15 protein-coding genes are annotated in these 17080 nt (G+C 72.8%); all 15 read left to right on the top strand.

Annotated features, from left to right (window positions below):
• The 15 genes from nuoE (at position 1) to H7344_RS14870 (ending at position 17065) form a co-directional block, all read left to right on the top strand.
• Positions 1–813 carry an NADH-quinone oxidoreductase subunit NuoE gene (nuoE, locus tag H7344_RS14800; protein ID WP_186346767.1) on the top strand — a complete coding sequence of 271 codons (813 nt, stop codon included), beginning with the start codon at positions 1–3 and terminating at the stop codon, positions 811–813.
• Positions 810–2162, top strand: coding sequence for an NADH-quinone oxidoreductase subunit NuoF (gene nuoF, locus H7344_RS14805; protein WP_186346768.1), 1353 nt, complete (start codon positions 810–812; stop codon positions 2160–2162). The genes nuoE and nuoF overlap by 4 nt, the downstream gene beginning before the upstream one ends.
• Positions 2159–4570: an NADH-quinone oxidoreductase subunit G gene (locus tag H7344_RS14810; RefSeq protein ID WP_186346769.1), complete on the top strand. Its 2412-nt coding sequence runs from the start codon at positions 2159–2161 to the stop codon at positions 4568–4570. Before nuoF ends, H7344_RS14810 begins: the two co-directional genes overlap by 4 nt.
• Positions 4567–5907, top strand: coding sequence for an NADH-quinone oxidoreductase subunit NuoH (gene nuoH, locus H7344_RS14815; protein ID WP_186346770.1), 1341 nt, complete (start codon positions 4567–4569; stop codon positions 5905–5907). Before H7344_RS14810 ends, nuoH begins: the two co-directional genes overlap by 4 nt.
• A complete protein-coding gene (gene nuoI, locus H7344_RS14820; protein ID WP_186346771.1) occupies positions 5904–6581 on the top strand; it encodes an NADH-quinone oxidoreductase subunit NuoI in 678 nt (225 codons plus the stop codon). Before nuoH ends, nuoI begins: the two co-directional genes overlap by 4 nt.
• Positions 6578–7465, top strand: coding sequence for an NADH-quinone oxidoreductase subunit J (locus tag H7344_RS14825; RefSeq protein WP_186346772.1), 888 nt, complete (start codon positions 6578–6580; stop codon positions 7463–7465). The genes nuoI and H7344_RS14825 overlap by 4 nt, the downstream gene beginning before the upstream one ends.
• Positions 7462–7764: an NADH-quinone oxidoreductase subunit NuoK gene (nuoK, locus tag H7344_RS14830; RefSeq protein WP_186346773.1), complete on the top strand. Its 303-nt coding sequence runs from the start codon at positions 7462–7464 to the stop codon at positions 7762–7764. The genes H7344_RS14825 and nuoK overlap by 4 nt, the downstream gene beginning before the upstream one ends.
• A 12-nt stretch (positions 7765–7776) precedes the next feature.
• Positions 7777–9711, top strand: a complete 1935-nt coding sequence (gene nuoL, locus H7344_RS14835) for an NADH-quinone oxidoreductase subunit L (protein ID WP_186346774.1) — start codon at positions 7777–7779, stop codon at positions 9709–9711.
• Positions 9708–11405: an NADH-quinone oxidoreductase subunit M gene (locus H7344_RS14840; protein WP_186346775.1), complete on the top strand. Its 1698-nt coding sequence runs from the start codon at positions 9708–9710 to the stop codon at positions 11403–11405. The genes nuoL and H7344_RS14840 overlap by 4 nt, the downstream gene beginning before the upstream one ends.
• A 2-nt stretch (positions 11406–11407) precedes the next feature.
• Positions 11408–13012: an NADH-quinone oxidoreductase subunit NuoN gene (gene nuoN, locus H7344_RS14845; protein ID WP_186346776.1), complete on the top strand. Its 1605-nt coding sequence runs from the start codon at positions 11408–11410 to the stop codon at positions 13010–13012.
• On the top strand, positions 13009–14031 hold the full coding sequence (locus tag H7344_RS14850; RefSeq protein ID WP_373286525.1) for a polyprenyl synthetase family protein: 1023 nt from the start codon (positions 13009–13011) through the stop codon (positions 14029–14031). The genes nuoN and H7344_RS14850 overlap by 4 nt, the downstream gene beginning before the upstream one ends.
• Before the next feature lie 91 nt (positions 14032–14122).
• A complete protein-coding gene (locus tag H7344_RS14855; protein WP_186346777.1) occupies positions 14123–14440 on the top strand; it encodes a hypothetical protein in 318 nt (105 codons plus the stop codon).
• Positions 14441–15487, top strand: a complete 1047-nt coding sequence (locus H7344_RS14860; protein ID WP_186346778.1) for a SprT family zinc-dependent metalloprotease — start codon at positions 14441–14443, stop codon at positions 15485–15487.
• Complete coding sequence (locus H7344_RS14865; RefSeq protein ID WP_186346779.1) at positions 15487–16023, top strand: DUF4919 domain-containing protein; 537 nt, start codon at positions 15487–15489, stop codon at positions 16021–16023. The genes H7344_RS14860 and H7344_RS14865 overlap by 1 nt, the downstream gene beginning before the upstream one ends.
• Positions 16024–16027: 4 nt before the next feature.
• The gene (locus H7344_RS14870) at positions 16028–17065 is read left to right on the top strand and encodes a WD40 repeat domain-containing protein (RefSeq protein WP_186346780.1); all 1038 of its coding nucleotides are present in this window, start codon (positions 16028–16030) and stop codon (positions 17063–17065) included.
• The last annotated feature ends 15 nt before the right edge of the window (positions 17066–17080 follow it).

The raw sequence follows: 17080 nt of genomic DNA on the forward strand, positions 1-17080 counted from the left end.
ATGGGCACGAAGTTGAATCACGAGTCGCTGGCGGAGCTCCGCGAGATCGCGGCCCGCTACCCCCAGCCGCGCTCCGGCCTGCTGCCGATGCTGCACCTGGTGCAGTCGGTCGAGGGACGGATCACCCCGGAGGGGATCGAGGCCTGCGCCGACGTGCTGGGCATCTCCGCGGCCGAGGTCAGCGGCGTCGCGACCTTCTACACGATGTACAAGCGCAAGCCGGTCGGCGACTACCACGTCGGCGTCTGCACCAACACGCTGTGCGCGGTGATGGGCGGCGACGAGATCTTCGCCCGGCTCAAGGACCACCTCGACGTCGGCAACGACGAGACCACCGCCGACGGCAAGGTCACGCTGGAGCACCTCGAGTGCAACGCGGCCTGCGACTACGCCCCGGTGATGATGGTCAACTGGGAGTTCGTCGACAACCAGACCCCCGAGTCGGCGGTGCAGCTGGTCGACGACCTGCGCGCCGGCAACGAGGTCCGCTCCACCCGCGGTCCGCGCATCTGCACCTGGCGCGAGGCCGCGCGCGTGCTCGCGGGCTTCCCCGACGGCCGCGCCGACGAGGGCCCGGGTGCCGGCCCGGCCTCGCTGGTCGGCCTCGGCATCGCGACCGAGCGCGGCTGGTCCGCGCCGGACGCCGACCGCGCCGACCGCGCCGACGGGTCGACCGACCACCCGGTCGCGGAGGAGCCCCGCCAGGAGGCGGCGGCCACCGCCGACGCCGGCACCAAGGAGGCGGAGGCCGCCGTGGTCGAGAAGGAGAGCCCGACGACCGGGACGGCCGCGGAGAAGGGAGACGCCCGATGAGCAGCGCTGCGACCGGGACGACCGACACCCTCACCCCCGTGCTCACCGCGGGGTGGGCCGACGAGCGGTCCTGGACCCTCGACGCCTACGCCCGCCGCGGCGGGTACGCCGCGCTCGACAAGGCGTTCGCGATGGGTCCCGACGCCGTGATCGAGGCGGTCAAGGACTCCGGCCTGCGCGGCCGCGGCGGCGCAGGCTTCCCGACCGGGATGAAGTGGTCCTTCATCCCGCAGGAGAACCCGAACCCGAAGTACCTCGTCGTCAACGCCGACGAGTCCGAGCCGGGCACCTGCAAGGACATCCCGCTCATGATGGCCAGCCCGCACACGCTGGTCGAGGGCGTCATCCTCAGCAGCTTCGCCATCCGCGCGCACACGGCGTTCATCTACATCCGCGGCGAGGTCCTCCACGTCATCCGCCGGGTCCAGGCCGCCGTCGCCGAGGCGTACGCCGCCGGGCACCTCGGTCGGGACATCCACGGCTCCGGCTACGACCTCGACGTCGTGGTGCACGCCGGCGCCGGCGCCTACATCTGCGGCGAGGAGACCGCGCTGCTCGAGGGCCTCGAGGGCCGCCGCGGGCAGCCGCGCCTGCGCCCGCCGTTCCCCGCCGTGGCCGGCCTCTACGCCAGCCCGACGGTCATCAACAACGTCGAGTCGATCTCGTCGGTGCCGAGCATCATCGCCAACGGCGCCGAGTGGTTCTCCAGCATGGGCACCGAGAAGTCCAAGGGCTTCGGGATCTTCTCCCTCTCCGGCCACGTGCAGCGCCCGGGGCAGTACGAGGCGCCGCTGGGCATCACCCTGCGCCAGCTCATCGACCTCGCCGGCGGCATCCGCCAGAAGCCGGACGGCCAGGGCCACGAGCTCAAGTTCTGGACACCCGGCGGCTCGAGCACGCCGCTGCTGACCGCCGAGCACCTCGACGTGCCGCTGGACTTCGAGGGCGTCGGCGCGGCCGGGTCGATGCTCGGCACCCGTGCGCTCCAGATCTTCGACGAGACCGTCTGCGTGGTGCGGGCGGTGCTGCGGTGGACGGAGTTCTACAAGCACGAGTCCTGCGGCAAGTGCACCCCGTGCCGCGAGGGCACGTGGTGGCTGGTGCAGACGCTCGCCCGCCTCGAGAAGGGCCAGGGCAGCGAGGCCGACCTCGACCTGCTGCTCGACCAGTGCGACAACATCCTGGGCCGCTCCTTCTGCGCGCTGGGCGACGGCGCCACCAGTCCGATCTCCAGCTCGATCAAGTACTTCCGCGAGGAGTACCTCGCCCACCTCACGCACGGCGGCTGCCCGTTCGACCCGGCCGCCTCGACCGCGTGGGCCGACCGCACCGTGGGAGCGACGGCATGACCCTGCAACAGGACCGGACCGACCTGGTCTCCCTCACCATCGACGGCGTCCAGGTCAGCGTCCCGAAGGACACGCTGGTCATCCGCGCGGCCGAGCAGGTCGGCATCCAGGTCCCGCGCTTCTGCGACCACCCGCTGCTCGCGCCGGTCGGCGCGTGCCGCCAGTGCCTGGTCGACGTCCCCGACGCCGGCAACGGCCGCGGCTTCCCCAAGCCGCAGGCCTCCTGCACGCTGCCGGTCGCTGAGGGCATGGTCGTCAACACCCAGGCGACCAGCGAGGTGGCCGACAAGGCGCAGCAGGGCGTCATGGAGTTCCTGCTCATCAACCACCCGCTGGACTGCCCGGTCTGCGACAAGGGCGGCGAGTGCCCGCTGCAGAACCAGGCGATGTCCAACGGCCGCGGCGAGTCCCGCTTCGCGGCCTCCGGCGGCGTCAAGCGCACCTACCCCAAGCCGATCAACATCTCCGCGCAGGTGCTGCTCGACCGCGAACGCTGCGTGCTCTGCGCCCGCTGCACCCGCTTCTCCGAGCAGATCGCGGGCGACCCGTTCATCGCCCTGGTCGAGCGCGGCGCGCTGCAGCAGGTCGGGATCTACGAGAAGGAGCCCTTCGAGAGCTACTTCTCCGGCAACACCATCCAGATCTGCCCGGTCGGCGCGCTGACCAGCGCGGAGTACCGCTTCCGCTCGCGCCCCTTCGACCTCGTCTCCACCCCGGCCGTCGCCGAGCACGACGCCTGCGGTTCCGCGATCCGCGTCGACCACCGTCGTGGCAAGGTCATGCGCCGCCTGGCGGGCAACGACCCCGAGGTCAACGAGGAGTGGATCACCGACAAGGACCGCTTCGCGTTCCACTACGCGCAGCAGCCCGACCGGCTGACCTACCCGCAGGTGCGCGACACCGACGGCTCGCTGCGGCCCGCGTCGTGGCCCGAGGCCTTCGCGGTCGCCGCCCGGGGCCTGGCCGACGCCGGCGCCGTGGGCGTGCTGCCCGGCGGCCGGCTCACCGCCGAGGACGCCTACGCCTACAGCGTCTTCGCGCGCGTCGCGCTCGGCACCAACGACGTCGACTTCCGCGCCCGCCCGCTCTCGGCCGAGGAGGCGGACTTCCTCGCCTCCGAGGTCGTGCTGACCGGCCCGTGGGACGGTGCGGTGACGTACGCCGACCTCGAGGCCGCGCGGACCGTCGTCCTGCTCGGGCTCGAGCCGGAGGACGAGGCCGGCGCGATCTTCCTGCGGCTGCGCAAGGCGTCCGGGCGGGGCACGCGCGTGCTCTCGGTCGCGCCCTTCAGCAGCCGCGGCCTGCGCAAGATGAACGGCGTGCTGGTGCCGGCGGTGCCCGGCACCGAGGCGCAGGCGATCGAGGCGCTGGCCGAGCACTCCGAGCACGGCCTGGACAAGGACACGGTCCTGCTGGTGGGGGAGCGGCTCGCGACCTCGCCCGGCGCCCTGACCGCGGCGGCCGCGCTCGCCCGGCGTACCGGCGCCCGGCTCGCGTGGGTGCCACGCCGGGCCGGCGACCGCGGTGCGGTCGAGGCCGGCTGCCTGCCGACCCTGCTGCCCGGCGGCCGCCCGGTCGCCGACCCCGCCGCCCGCGTCGACGCCGCCACCACCTGGGGCGTCGACTCCCTGCCCGAGGCCCCCGGCCGCGACGCCGACCAGATCGTGGCCGCGCTCGTCTCCGGCGAGCTCGGCGGCGTGGTCGTCGGCGGCGTGGACCCCGACGACACCGCCGACCCGGCCGCGACCCGCGCCGCGCTGCGCGCCGCCCGCTTCGTGGTCGCGCTGGAGGTCCGCGAGACCGACGTGACCCGCGAGGCCGACGTGGTCCTCCCGGTCGCGCCGGTCAGCGACAAGGCCGGCACGTTCATCACCTGGGAGGGCCGCCCGCGGCCCTTCGACGCGGTCTTCACCAATCCCGCCTCGCTGCCCGACCTCCGCGTCCTCGCCGGCATCGCCGAGGAGCTCGCGGTGCTCGGCCGGGGCCGCCCGCTCGGCTTCCGCACGGTCGCCGACGTCCGCGCCCGGATGGAGGAGCTCGGCGGCTGGGACGGCGAGCGACCGGCCCCGCGCGCGGAGCTGGTGGCGTCCGCCGCCACCGCGAGCGACGGCCTGGTGCTCGCGACCTGGAAGCAGATGCTCGACCTGGGCTCGATGCAGGACGGCGACGCCGCCCTGCGGGCGACCGCCCGGATGCCCGTGGCGCGGATCAGCGCAGCGACCTACGACGCCGTCGGGCCGACCGTCACCATCACCGGTGACCGCGGCTCGGTGACGCTGCCGGCCGAGATCACCGACGACCTGGTCGACGGCGTGGTCTGGGTGCCGGCGAACTCCTTCGGCGACGGGGTGCTGGCCGGCCTGGCCTCACCCGGGTCCCGCGTGAGCCTGAAGGGAGCAGGCCGATGACCTCGCTCGTGGCGCCGCTGCTGTCGACGCTGGCCGTCGACGACCTCTCGGCGTTCGGCAACGACCCGCTGTGGGTCGTCCTCCTCAAGACCCTGCTGATCTTCGTGGTCCTGGTCCTGCTGACGCTGTTCAACATCTGGTGGGAGCGCCGGGTCGTGGCCCGGATGCAGCACCGGATCGGCCCGAACGTCAACGGGCCCTTCGGCCTGCTGCAGTCGCTGGCCGACGGCGTGAAGCTGGCGCTGAAGGAGGACATCATCCCCAAGGCCGCCGACAAGGTGGTCTTCCTCCTCGCCCCGGTCCTGGCCGTCATCCCGGCGTTCGTGACCTTCAGCGTCATCCCGTTCGGGCCCGAGGTGCGGATCCCGTTCACCGACACCGTCACCCCGCTCCAGCTGACCGACATGCCGGTCGCGGTGCTGTTCGTGATGGCGATCGCCTCGATCGGCATCTACGGCATCGTGCTGGGCGGCTGGTCCAGCGGCTCGACGTACTCCCTGCTCGGCGGCCTGCGCTCGAGCGCCCAGATGATCTCCTACGAGGTCTCGATGGGCCTGGCGCTCGTCTCGGTGTTCCTCTACGCCGGCTCCGCCTCGACCTCGGAGATCGTCGACGCGCAGGACTCGCTGTGGTTCGGGCTGGTGCTCGCACCGTCGTTCGTCATCTACGTCATCTCGATGGTCGGCGAGGTCAACCGCGCACCCTTCGACCTCCCCGAGGCCGAGGGCGAGCTGGTCGGCGGCTTCCACACGGAGTACTCCTCGCTGAAGTTCGCCCTGTTCTTCCTCGCCGAGTACATCAACATGGCGACCGTCTCGGCGGTCGCGACCACGCTGTTCCTGGGCGGCTGGCGCGCGCCGTTCTGGATCGACCGGGTGTGGGCGGGCGCCAACGAGGGCTACGTCCCGCTGATCTGGTTCTTCGGGAAGATGCTGTTCTTCATCTTCCTGTTCATCTGGCTGCGCGGGTCCCTGCCGCGGCTGCGCTACGACCAGTTCATGAACTTCGGCTGGAAGGTGCTGATCCCGGTCGCCCTGGGCTGGACCGTCGCCGTCTCCGTCATCCGCGCGGTCACGCTCGACGGCGGCCTCGACCGGCAGTACGTCCTGGTCGCGCTCGCCGTGCTGGCCGCGGTGTTCCTCGCCGTCATGTTCTTCGGCCAGGACAGCGACGAGCCGGCCGCGCGGACCACCCGCCCGGCGCCCGAGCCGACCGGCGGCTTCCCGGTCCCGCCGATGCCCGCCGGCGGCCCCGTCCGTGGTGCCGCCCGACCGTTGACCTTCGCGACCCCTGCCACCCAGGGGAGCGCCGCCGAGGCGGAGGAGGAGAGCCGATGACCGACGCACCGAGCGGCAGCTCGCCGGACCGGTCGGGCGAGCTGCCCAACGACCAGCCGACCGAGAAGCAGCGCTTCTGGGACCCCGTGGCCGGCTTCGGCGTCACGCTGCGGACGATGTTCAAGAAGGTGGTCACCGAGCAGTACCCCTTCGAGAAGCAGCCGACCGCCCCGCGCTTCCACGGCCGCCACCAGCTCAACCGCTGGCCGGACGGCCTGGAGAAGTGTATCGGGTGCGAGCTGTGCGCGTGGGCGTGCCCGGCCGACGCGATCTACGTCGAGGGCGCCTCGAACGTCGACGCTCTGCCGAACGGGGAGGGTGACGGCTCCGGGCGCTACAGCCCCGGCGAGCGCTACGGCCGCGTCTACCAGATCAACTACCTGCGCTGCATCCTGTGCGGGCTGTGCATCGAGGCGTGCCCGACCCGCGCGCTGACGATGACCAACGAGTACGAGCTGGCCGACGACAACCGCGCGGACCTCATCTACGAGAAGTCCGACCTGCTGGCCCCGCTGCTGCCCGGCATGGAGCAGCCGCCGCACCCGATGCTGCTCGGCTCCGACGAGGGCGACTACTACCGCGGCACGTTCGCCGCGCCCCCCTCCCCGTCCACGTCGACCGCTCCGGCGACCACGGTCGACGACGACGCCACGCTGCGGGAGGCCGGCCGGTGACCGCGTTCTGGATCCTGGCCCCGGTGATGGTGGTCTGCGCGCTCGGCATCCTCGTCGTGCGCAAGGCCGTCCACGCGGCGCTGCTGCTCGCGACGGTGATGATCAGCCTGGCGGTGCTGTACGCCGTGCTCGAGGCGCCGTTCCTCTTCGTCGTGCAGATCATCGTCTACACCGGCGCCATCCTCATGCTGTTCCTCTTCGTCGTCATGCTCGTCGGCGTCGACGCCTCGGACTCGCTGGTGGAGACGATCCGCGGCCAGCGGAGCGCGGCCGTCGTCGCCGGGATCGCCCTGGGCGCCCTCCTGCTGGTGGGCGTCAGCCAGCTCTCGCTCGGAGCGACGGTGGGCCTCGAGGAGGCCAACGCCGGCGGCAACATCGAGGGCCTGGCCGACCTGCTGTTCTCCCGCTACGTCCTGGTCTTCGAGGTCACCGCGGCGCTGCTGATCACCGCCGCGCTCGGCGCGATGGTGCTGGCCCACCGCGAGCGGACCAGCGCCAAGCCGGGCCAGGCCGAGCTGGCCGCACAGCGGGTGCGCGACTTCGGCACCAAGGGCCTCCACCTCGGACCGCTGCCGGCGCCGGGCGTCTACGCCCGCCACAACGCCGTGGACACCCCCGCGCTGCTGCCCGACGGCACGCCGGCGGAGACGTCGGTCTCGCAGACCCTCGCGGCCCGCGGCACGATCCGCCACGCCCCCGACCTGGCCGACGACATCGAGGACGTCCAGCGCGCGCTGGGCGGGCCTGCCGGCGGCGCCGGCACGCCCGCGGACACCTCGGCCGGCTCCGGGCACAACACCGAGAACCCCAGCACCGGCAACGCGACGGGAGCCGGCGGCCCCGGCGCGTCCGGCACCGGGACCGACGAGGAGGCCCACCGATGACCGACGTGACGCCGTACGTCGTGCTGTCGGCGATCCTGTTCAGCATCGGCGCCGTGGGCGTGCTGACCCGCCGCAACGCGATCGTGGTCTTCATGTGCGTGGAGCTGATGCTCAACGCCTGCAACCTCGCGCTCGTCGCCTTCGCCAAGCAGCACGGCAACCTCGACGGCCAGGTCGCGGCGTTCTTCGTGATGGTCGTCGCCGCCGCCGAGGTCGTCGTCGGGCTCGCGATCATCATGACCATCTTCCGCACGCGCCGGTCGGCCTCGGTCGACGACGCCAGCCTGCTGAAGTACTGAGGAAGAGGACGGATGTACTCACTGTCCGAGGCTGCCCACCAGGTGCCGGTCATCGAGCCGAGCGCCGCGGACGGCACCTTCTCGTTGCTGTGGCTGGTGATCGGCCTGCCGCTGCTCGGCGCCGCCGTGCTGCTGCTCGGCGGCCGGGCCACCGACCGCTGGGGCCACTGGCTGGGCACGCTCATGTCGGCGGCGTCCTTCGTCGTCAGCCTGCTGCTCTTCGTCGAGCTGCTCGGTCGGGAGGCGGGTGACCGGTCGGTCACCCAGCACCTCTACGACTGGATCGCGGTCGGCGACCTGCAGGTCGGGATGGACCTGCTCTACGACCCGCTGTCGGCGCTGTTCCTGCTGCTGATCACGGGCGTCGGCACGCTCATCCACGTCTACTCCATCGGCTACATGGAGCACGACCCGCGGCGCCGCCGGTTCTTCGCCTACCTCAACCTGTTCGTCGCCGCGATGCTCATGCTGGTGCTGGCCGAGAACTACCTGGGGCTGTTCCTCGGCTGGGAGGGCGTCGGCCTGGCGTCGTACCTGCTCATCGGCTTCTGGCAGCACAAGCCGTCCGCGGCCGCGGCGGCCAAGAAGGCCTTCGTCATCAACCGTGTCGGCGACATCGGCATGGCGCTGGCGATCGCGCTGCTGTTCACGACCTTCGGCACCACGAGCTTCACCGCCATCAGCCAGGTCTCCGGCGCCGCGGAGCAGGACACGCTGACCGCGGTCGGCCTGCTCCTGCTGCTCGCGGCCTGCGGCAAGTCCGCCCAGGTGCCGCTCCAGGCCTGGCTGCTGGACGCGATGGAGGGCCCGACCCCGGTCTCCGCGCTCATCCACGCCGCGACCATGGTCACCGCCGGTGTCTACCTCGTCGTCCGGTCGAACTTCATCTTCGAGCTCGCCCCGACCGCGCAGACGGTGGTCGTCATCGTCGCCACGGTCACGCTGCTGTGGGGTGCGGTCATCGGTTGCGCCAAGGACGACATCAAGAAGGCGTTGGCCGGCTCCACGATGAGCCAGATCGGCTACATGATGCTCGGCGCCGGCCTCGGCGTCGCGGGCTACGCGTTCGCGATCTTCCACCTCATCACGCACGGCTTCTTCAAGGCCAACATGTTCCTCGGCGCCGGGTCGGTCATGCACGGCATGAACGACGACGTCGACATGCGGCGGTACGGCGCGCTCCGGCACGCCATGCCGGTCACGTTCCTGACCTTCGCGATGGGCTACCTCGCGATCATCGGCTTCCCGGGCTTCTCCGGCTTCTGGTCCAAGGACAAGATCATCGAGACCGCCCTGGCCGAGAACTGGGTGGTCGGCGTGCTCGCGCTGCTGGGCGCCGGCATCACCGGCTTCTACATGACCCGGCTGATGCTGCTGACCTTCTTCACCACCAGGCGGTGGAAGGAGGACGTCCACCCCCACGAGTCACCCGGCGTGATGACCGTGCCGCTGGTCGTGCTGGCCGCGCTCTCGGTCCTCGGCGGCGTGCTCCTGCTCGGCGACTGGATCGTGGAGTGGCTCGCGCCGGTCGTCGGCGAGGCGCCGCACCACGAGCCGCCGCTGCCGATCATCGTGATCACGCTGCTCACGGTCGCGACCGTCGCCGTCGGCGTCGCCGCCGCCTGGTTCCTCGTCGGCAAGCGCGAGGTGCCGCTCACCGCGCCGCAGGACGTGTCGTTCGCGACCCGCGCCGCGCGTGCGGACATGTACGGCGACGCGATCAACGACGTGCTCGTCGCCCGTCCGGGCGCCGCCACCGTCCGGGGGCTCACCGCCGGTGACCGCTCGGTCGTCGACGGGCTCTTCACCGGCGGCTCCGCCGGGGTGAAGGCCACCGGCAACGTGCTGCGTCGGCTCCAGAACGGCTTCGTCCGCTCCTACGCCCTCTCCGTCCTCGGCGGCGTCCTGCTCGTCGTCCTCGCACTCCTGGCGGTGAACCTCGCATGAGCGATCTTCCCTGGCTCAGCCTCCTGATCGGCGTGCCGCTCGTCGGCGCGGTCGTCGTCGCCGCCCTGCCGCGCGCCGAGCTCGCCAAGCTGGCCGCGCTGCTCATCTCCGTGGTCACCCTTGGGCTCGGCGTCGCCGTCGCGCTCCAGCACGAGCTGCGCGGCGGCATGCAGCTGACCGAGACCCACGACTGGATCTCGGCGTTCGGCGTCCACTACGCGCTCGGCGTGGACGGGCTCTCGCTGCTGATGGTCCTGCTGACCGTCGTGCTCGTCCCGATCGTCCTGGCCTACTCCTGGACCCACGACGAGGACGCCCAGGCCGGATCGGGCGGCTCTCCGCGGGCGTTCTTCGCCTGGGCGCTGGCCCTGGAGGCGCTCTCGCTCGCGGTCTTCCTCGCCACCGACGTGTTCCTCTTCTACGTCGTCTTCGAGGCCACGCTGATCCCGGCGTACTTCCTCATCGGCGGCTTCGGCAAGGCCGGCCGCGGTGCCGCCGCGGTGAAGTTCCTGATGTTCCAGCTCGGTGGCGGCCTGGTGCTGCTCGGCTCCGTGATCGGGCTCTACGTCGTCTCCGCCCAGGCCGGGGAGCCGTCGTACCTCCACTCGGACCTCGCCGCGCTGGACATGTCCACCTCCGCCGAGCGCTGGATCCTCGCCGGGTTCCTCATCGCCTTCGTGGTCAAGGCGCCGCTCTTCCCGCTGCACACCTGGTTGGCCGACACCACCGAGAAGGCCACCCCCGGCACGAGCGTCCTGTTGGTGTGCGTGCTGGACAAGATCGGCACCTACGGGATGCTCCGCTTCTGCCTGGAGCTGTTCCCCGAGGCCTCGCAGTGGGCCACGCCGCTGGTCGTCACGCTGGCGCTGATCTCGATCGTGTACGGCGCGTTGCTGGCCATCGGCCAGGACGACCTGCTCCGGCTGGTCGGCCTCACCTCGCTGAGCCACTTCGGGTTCATCACCCTCGGCATCTTCGCCTTCAGCAGCCAGGGCCAGAGCGGCGCGATCCTCTACATGGTCAACCACGGCCTCGGCACCGCCGCGCTGTTCCTCACCGCCGGCCACGTGATCGCACGACGGGGGACCTCCTCGATCAGCCGGATGGGCGGGATGGAGAAGCTCGCGCCGGTGCTGGCCGGGTTCTTCCTCCTCGCCGGCCTGGCGACGCTGAGCCTGCCCGGGCTGAGCCCGTTCGTCTCCGAGCTGCTCGTGATCATCGCGGCCTTCGACTACCACTGGTGGGTCGGCGCGATCGCCGTGACCGGCATCGTCCTGGCCGCGATCTACGTGCTGTCGATGTACCAGCGCGTGATGACCGGTCCCGGCCCGCTGGCCGCCGACGACGCTGCCGACGACGCGGCGGGCGAGCACCTCGAGGACCCGGCGCACCGCGAGCCGGCCGGCCACGGGGCGGCCGGAGGTGGCGCCACCGGCACCGCCACCGCCACCCGGACGGAGGCCGCCGTCACGACGCCGGCCGCTGCGCGTGACCTGCGCCCGCACGAGGTCGCGGTGCTGACGCCGCTAGTGGTCGGGCTGGTGCTCTTCGGCTTCTTCCCGATGCCGTTGTTCGACGTGGCCAACCCCTACGTCGAGGACCTGATGGCCCGCGTCGACGTCGACGACGACGCCCCCGCCGTACCCCCGGGGACGACCGTCGAGCACGAGGCCGCTGGAGAGGGAGCTCACTGAGCATGGACTTCGTCAAGCCGACCATCGAGTACGCCGAGCTCGCTCCGCTGCTCATCGTCCTCGGTGGCGCCTGCCTCGGCGTGGCCGTCGAGGCCTTCCTGCCACGCTCGCCGCGCCGGACGGTGCAGCTGGTGCTGACCTCCGTCGTCCTGCTCGCGGCGTTCGCGACCACGATCTGGGTGGCCACCGACCTGGCCGAGGTGGCCGGCGGTGCCGCGCGGGGGCTGCTCACCGCGGAGGGCACGATCGTCGTCGACGGCCCGACCGTCTTCCTGTGGGGCCTGGTCCTCCTGCTCTCGCTCGGAGGCGTGGCGCTGTTCGCCGAGCGCCGGGTCGAGGGCGGGGTCTCGGCGTTCGCCGGCCAGGCCGCGGCGCTGCCCGGGACCGAGGCCGAGCGCGAGGCCTCCACCCGCGGCTGGGAGCACACCGAGGTCTACCCGCTGCTGCTGTTCGCGGTCGGCGGCATGATGCTCTTCCCCGCCTCGAACGACCTGCTGACGATGTTCGTGGCGCTCGAGGTCCTCTCGCTGCCGCTCTACCTGCTGACCGGCCTGGCCCGGCGCCGGCGCCTGCTCAGCCAGGAGGCCGCGCTCAAGTACTTCCTGCTCGGCGCGTTCTCCTCCGGGTTCTTCCTCTACGGGGCGGCGCTCGTCTACGGCTTCGCGGGCTCGATGCAGTTCACCGCGATCGCCGAGGCGGTCCGCAACGACACCGGGAACCAGGCGCTGCTGCTGGTCGGCATGGGCCTGCTCGCGGTCGGCCTGCTGTTCAAGGTCGGCGCGGCGCCGTTCCAGGGCTGGACGCCGGACGTCTACCAGGGCGCGCCCACCGCGGTCACGGCGTTCATGTCGGCGGCCACGAAGGTCGCCGCGTTCGGCGCGCTGCTGCGCCTGTTCTACGTCGCCTTCGGCTCCGACCGGTGGAGCTGGCAGCCGATGATGTGGGCCGTCGCCATCCTCACGATGGTCGTCGGCGCGGTCGTCGCGGTCTCCCAGACCGACGTCAAGCGGATGCTCGCCTACTCCTCGGTCGCCCACACCGGCTTCATCCTCACCGGCGTGCTCGGGGTGCAGGGCGCCGGCGAGCTCGCCGACGGCCAGATCACCTCGCTCCAGGCGGTGCTGTTCTACCTGGCGGCGTACGGCGTCGCCACGCTCGGTGCGTTCGCGGTCGTCACCCTGGTCCGCGACTCCAACGGCGAGGCGACCCACTTCGACCGGTGGGCCGGGCTCGGCAAGCGCTCGCCGTGGCTGGCGGGGGCCTTCGGCCTCTACCTGCTGTCGATGGCCGGCATCCCGCTGACCGCCGGCTTCGTCGGCAAGTGGGCCGTCTTCACCGTGGCGATGTCCGCGGGCGCCTGGCCGGTGGTGCTCACCGCGATCGCGTCGAGCATCGTGGCGATCTTCTTCTACGTGCGCTACATCCGGATCATGTTCTTCACCGAGCCGCACGCCGGCACCCCGGCCGGCGAGGTCGCCTCGGTGACGACGCCGTCGCTGCTCACCTCCGCGACCATCGCGGCGGGCGTGCTGGCGACCGTGGTGATCGGCGTCGTGCCGGGCCCGGTTCTCGATCTCGCGGCCCGTGCGGGAGACTTCATCAGGTGAGCTCCCGATCGACCGCGGGCCTGTCGTCTGCGGGCCTGGCCCTGCCGGTGACCGACCCGACCCTCGAGACGCGCCTGCGCGACCGGATGGTCGAGGTCGAGGAGGCGCTGTACGCCCACGTGCAGAGCCGCTACCCCTACGTCACCGAGGCCGCCAGCCACCTGCTCGACGCCGGCGGCAAGCGGTTCCGGCCGCTGCTGGTGTTCCTGGCCGCCGAGGCCGGCCCACACCCGCTGGCCGAAGAGGTGCTCACCGCGGCCTGCGTCGTGGAGATCACCCACGTCGGCTCGCTGTACCACGACGACGTCATGGACGAGGCCGCCCTGCGCCGCGGCGCGGACTCCGCCAACGCTCGCTGGGACAACCACGTCGCGATCCTCACCGGCGACTTCCTCTTCGCGCGGTCCTCGGAGCTGACCGCGCAGCTCGGCCCGGACGCGGTCAAGATCCAGGCCGAGACCTTCAGCCGGCTCGTCGAGGGACAGATCCTCGAGACGGTGCCGCCGGGGGAGGACGAGGACCCGCTCGCGCACTACCTCGACGTGGTCGCCGGCAAGACCGGCTCGCTCATCGCCACCTCCGCCCGCTACGGCGCCCGGTTCGGCGGCGCGTCGCCGGAGATCGAGGAGGCGCTGACGGCGTACGGCGAGATCGTCGGCTCCGCCTTCCAGCTCTCCGACGACATCCTCGACATCGCCTCGGAGTCCGCCGAGTCCGGCAAGACCCCCGGCACGGACCTCCGCGAGGGCGTCCCGACGCTCCCGGTGCTGATGGCCCGCGCCTCGACCGACCCGGCCGACGCCCGCCTGCTCGAGCTGCTCGACGCCGACCTGACCGACGACGCGCTCCACGCCGAGGCGCTGGACCTGCTGCGCAAGCACCCGGCCCTCGAGGAGGCCCGCGCGTACGTCGTCGGCCGCGCCGGCGAGGCCAAGGAGCTGCTCACCGTGCTCCCCGCCGGCCCGGTCCGCGACGCCCTCGAGGCCTTCGCCGACGTCGTGGCGATCCGCTCCGCCTGACCGCCGGCAATCCGGGCCGTTTGCCCGGCCCGGTTTCCTCGGCCAGGACCCGGGAAGGGTCTCCTCGAATGCGACGCGAGGAGGAGCTCGAGTGAGCCAGATGCAGGTGGTCCGGGCCGAGATGATGCGGGCCGCGGACGTGGCCCGGGACAGCGCCGACGAGGCACGAGCCCTCGACTCGTCCGGCCACCTCTCGACGGCGACCGCCGCGCTCCCCGGGGCGGACTGCGTCTCCCACCTCCTCGAGCTCGGGACCTCCTGGGACGACCAGGTCGACGCCTGGGCCGACGACGTGGCCGGCTTCGCGGAGGATCTCCGCGCCCACACCGACGACGTGACCGGCACCGACTCCGGGGCAGGCGGGCTCCTCGGCGGCCTCGGCGGGCTCATCGGCGGGGAGGAGGACTGAGTGCCGGCGACCTTCGGAGACGTCCGCCTCTGGCGCGCGGCCCCGCTCGGGACGGCCGGCGACGGCCTGAAGAGCGACGCGGACGGGCTCGAGCACAGCCGCGACACCCTCGCGGCCCAGGCGGTCCCCGACTCGTGGACGGGCTTCGCGCGCTTCATGGCCGAGGGCCGGCGTCGGCTGCTGCTGTCGCGGATCGACGCGCACGTCGCGGGCAAGCGAGCGGTCCAGCGGGCGCTCTACGCCGCGGAGGACGACGTCAGCGAGATCGAGCGGCTGGTCACCGACGTCGAGACCACGGCGCAGGCCCAGGAGTTCGCCCTGGGCGACGACGGGTCGGTCACCGACACCAGCACCCCACCGACCTTCGACGACCCGCGCGAGGCGCAGCAGTGGACGAGCCGACGCACGCAGCTCGCGCAGGCACTGGCCGACGACATCACGGTGATCCTCGGGAAGGCCGCCGCAGTCGACGCCCTGCTCAGCGGGAGCATCCCGAGCGGCCACGTCGAGGCGGTCGACGAACGCGGCGTGCCCTCGCCCGAGGTCGCCGAGGAGTGGGCGACGATGACCGACGACGAGCGGCGCGCCTTCATCGAGGAGTACATCGAGGAGTACGCCGAGATGATCGGCATCGACACCCCGGAGCTGGTCTGGGAGCCGGAGTCGTGGGGACCCAACGGCCAGGCCCGCGACGGCGGCGCGACCATCGCCCTCAACGAGCGGCTGCTCGACGACCCGCAGATCATCAACACCCTCGCCCACGAGATGCGGCACGCCCACCAGTTCGAGGCCATCGACGACCTCGACGCCTGGCGCTGGCCCTGGCAGGACGACCCGTTCGACCACCACGAGGACCTCGGGGTCACCGAGGAGGAGGCCGAGACGTGGCGCGAGAACTTCAAGGACTACCAGGACGTCGACGCCGACGGCTGGGACGCCTACTACGGTCAGCCGGTCGAGGTCGACGCCCGCGAGGAGGGCCGTGAGGAGCTGGAGGACCTGACCCGCGAGGAGCTCGAGCGGCTGGCTGAAGAGGGCGCCCGATGATGACCACCCCAGACGCCCCGCTCGACGCCCTGCTCGACGCCTGGCTCGCCGACCCCTCGCCGGAGACCCGCCAGCCCCTGGCGGCCGCCGCCCGTGCGGCCGGCGCGGAGGACGACCGCGGCGTACGCCGGGAGGCGGCCCGGCTGCTGCGCGACGGCGACCCGGCCGAGGCGCTGCGGGTGCTGGAGTCCGCGCTGCCCGGCGCGGTGCTCAGCCCCTCGCTGCACGCCGGCATCGCCACCGCCCTCCGTGCGCTCGAGCGGCCGGCGGAGGCCGAGCGGCACGAGCGCGCCGCCCGCGCCGCCGTCGAGGCGGTTCTCGCCTCCGGTGACGGCACGGCGGAGAAGCCCTGGTCGGTGCTGCGCGTGGCCGACGAGCACGACGTGCTCCGCGCGCTCGGCCGCCGTCCGGAGGGGCAGAGCCTGGTCGAGCGCGGTGGCCGGACGCTCGACCGCCTCGTCACGACCGATGGCGGCGAGGCGTGGTTCCGCGTCGCCGTCGCGCCGGCACCCGCCCGGGCGCGCACCCGTGGCTGACGCGGTGAGCAGGGCGGCCCGGCTCGTCCCGGCCGCGGTGTCCGTCCTGGCCCTCGCGCTGCTCGGCGGCTGTGGGGACGACGAGCCCGCGGCCGGCCCGGGCGGGACCGGCACGGGCGGCAGCACCGCCGGCGACGTGCCGTTCGAGCTCGTGACCACCGACGACCTCGCGGTCAGCCCCGACGGCCGTCGCCTGCTCGCCGACTGCTGGGACGGCCGCTGCACCTGGGACACCGCCACCGGCGAGCTGGCGCAGGACCCCGACGGGACCTCGGTCGCCGTCGCTCCCGACTGGTCCACGGTGGCCACGGTCGACGACGGCGACGTGGTGCTGGCGGGCGTCGAGGACGGAGAGGTGGTGCAGACCCTCCGCGGCCTCGCGGACGCGGAGGTCACCGACGGCTCGCCGGTGAGCGCGGTCGCCTACAGCCCCGACGGCGCGCTGGTCGCGGCCGCCGGCCTCGACGGGTCGGTGCGGGTCTGGTCGGTCGACGACGGCAGCGAGCAGGCGGCGTTCGCCGCGGTGTACGCCCCGCAGGCGCTGGCGTTCAGCCCCGACGGTGGGCTGCTGGCGCTCGCCGGTGGCGGGCCGGTCGAGGTCCGCGACCTCGGCGGCGAGGTGGTCGCGACCGTCGAGGACTCCGGCCGCAACGGCGCGCTGGCCTGGACGCCCGACGGCCGGCACCTCGTCGGCCCGGGGGCGGACGAGGCACCGACCGTGTGGCGGCTGCCGGATCTCGAGCCGGTCGACGCGCTGCCGGGGGTCCGCGTGCACGAGGCGGCGGTGGCTTCGGACGGCCGGACGGTCGCGGTCACCGCGTTCGACACCACCGCGGTCCGGCTGTGGCGCCCGGAGGCGCTCGGCGGACCGGGTCGCGCCCGGACGCTGACGGGGCACACCGGCGAGCCCGGGGCCGTGGCCTTCGCGCCCGACGGTGCCACCGTCTGGTCGGTCGCCGCCGACGACGGCGTGCGCGGGTGGGACGTGCGGTCCGGCGAGCCGACGACGGCGTACGACCTGCCGGCCGGCCCCGACCGGTGAGCCCGGCCGGGACCG

The sequence above is a fragment of the Nocardioides deserti genome, assembly GCF_014266025.1.
GTDB lineage: Bacteria > Actinomycetota > Actinomycetes > Propionibacteriales > Nocardioidaceae > Nocardioides > Nocardioides deserti.

Excerpts from the sequence above, each read along its gene's own strand:
- H7344_RS14840 (WP_186346775.1), top strand. The coding sequence starts at position 9,708 with ATGAGCGATCTTCCCTGGCTCAGCCTCCTGATCGGCGTGCCGCTCGTC.
- H7344_RS14865 (WP_186346779.1), top strand. The coding sequence starts at position 15,487 with ATGACCACCCCAGACGCCCCGCTCGACGCCCTGCTCGACGCCTGGCTC.
- nuoK (WP_186346773.1), top strand. The coding sequence starts at position 7,462 with ATGACCGACGTGACGCCGTACGTCGTGCTGTCGGCGATCCTGTTCAGC.
- nuoF (WP_186346768.1), top strand. The coding sequence starts at position 810 with ATGAGCAGCGCTGCGACCGGGACGACCGACACCCTCACCCCCGTGCTC.
- H7344_RS14810 (WP_186346769.1), top strand. The coding sequence starts at position 2,159 with ATGACCCTGCAACAGGACCGGACCGACCTGGTCTCCCTCACCATCGAC.
- nuoH (WP_186346770.1), top strand. The coding sequence starts at position 4,567 with ATGACCTCGCTCGTGGCGCCGCTGCTGTCGACGCTGGCCGTCGACGAC.
- nuoE (WP_186346767.1), top strand. The coding sequence starts at position 1 with ATGGGCACGAAGTTGAATCACGAGTCGCTGGCGGAGCTCCGCGAGATC.
- nuoN (WP_186346776.1), top strand. The coding sequence starts at position 11,408 with ATGGACTTCGTCAAGCCGACCATCGAGTACGCCGAGCTCGCTCCGCTG.
- nuoI (WP_186346771.1), top strand. The coding sequence starts at position 5,904 with ATGACCGACGCACCGAGCGGCAGCTCGCCGGACCGGTCGGGCGAGCTG.
- nuoL (WP_186346774.1), top strand. The coding sequence starts at position 7,777 with ATGTACTCACTGTCCGAGGCTGCCCACCAGGTGCCGGTCATCGAGCCG.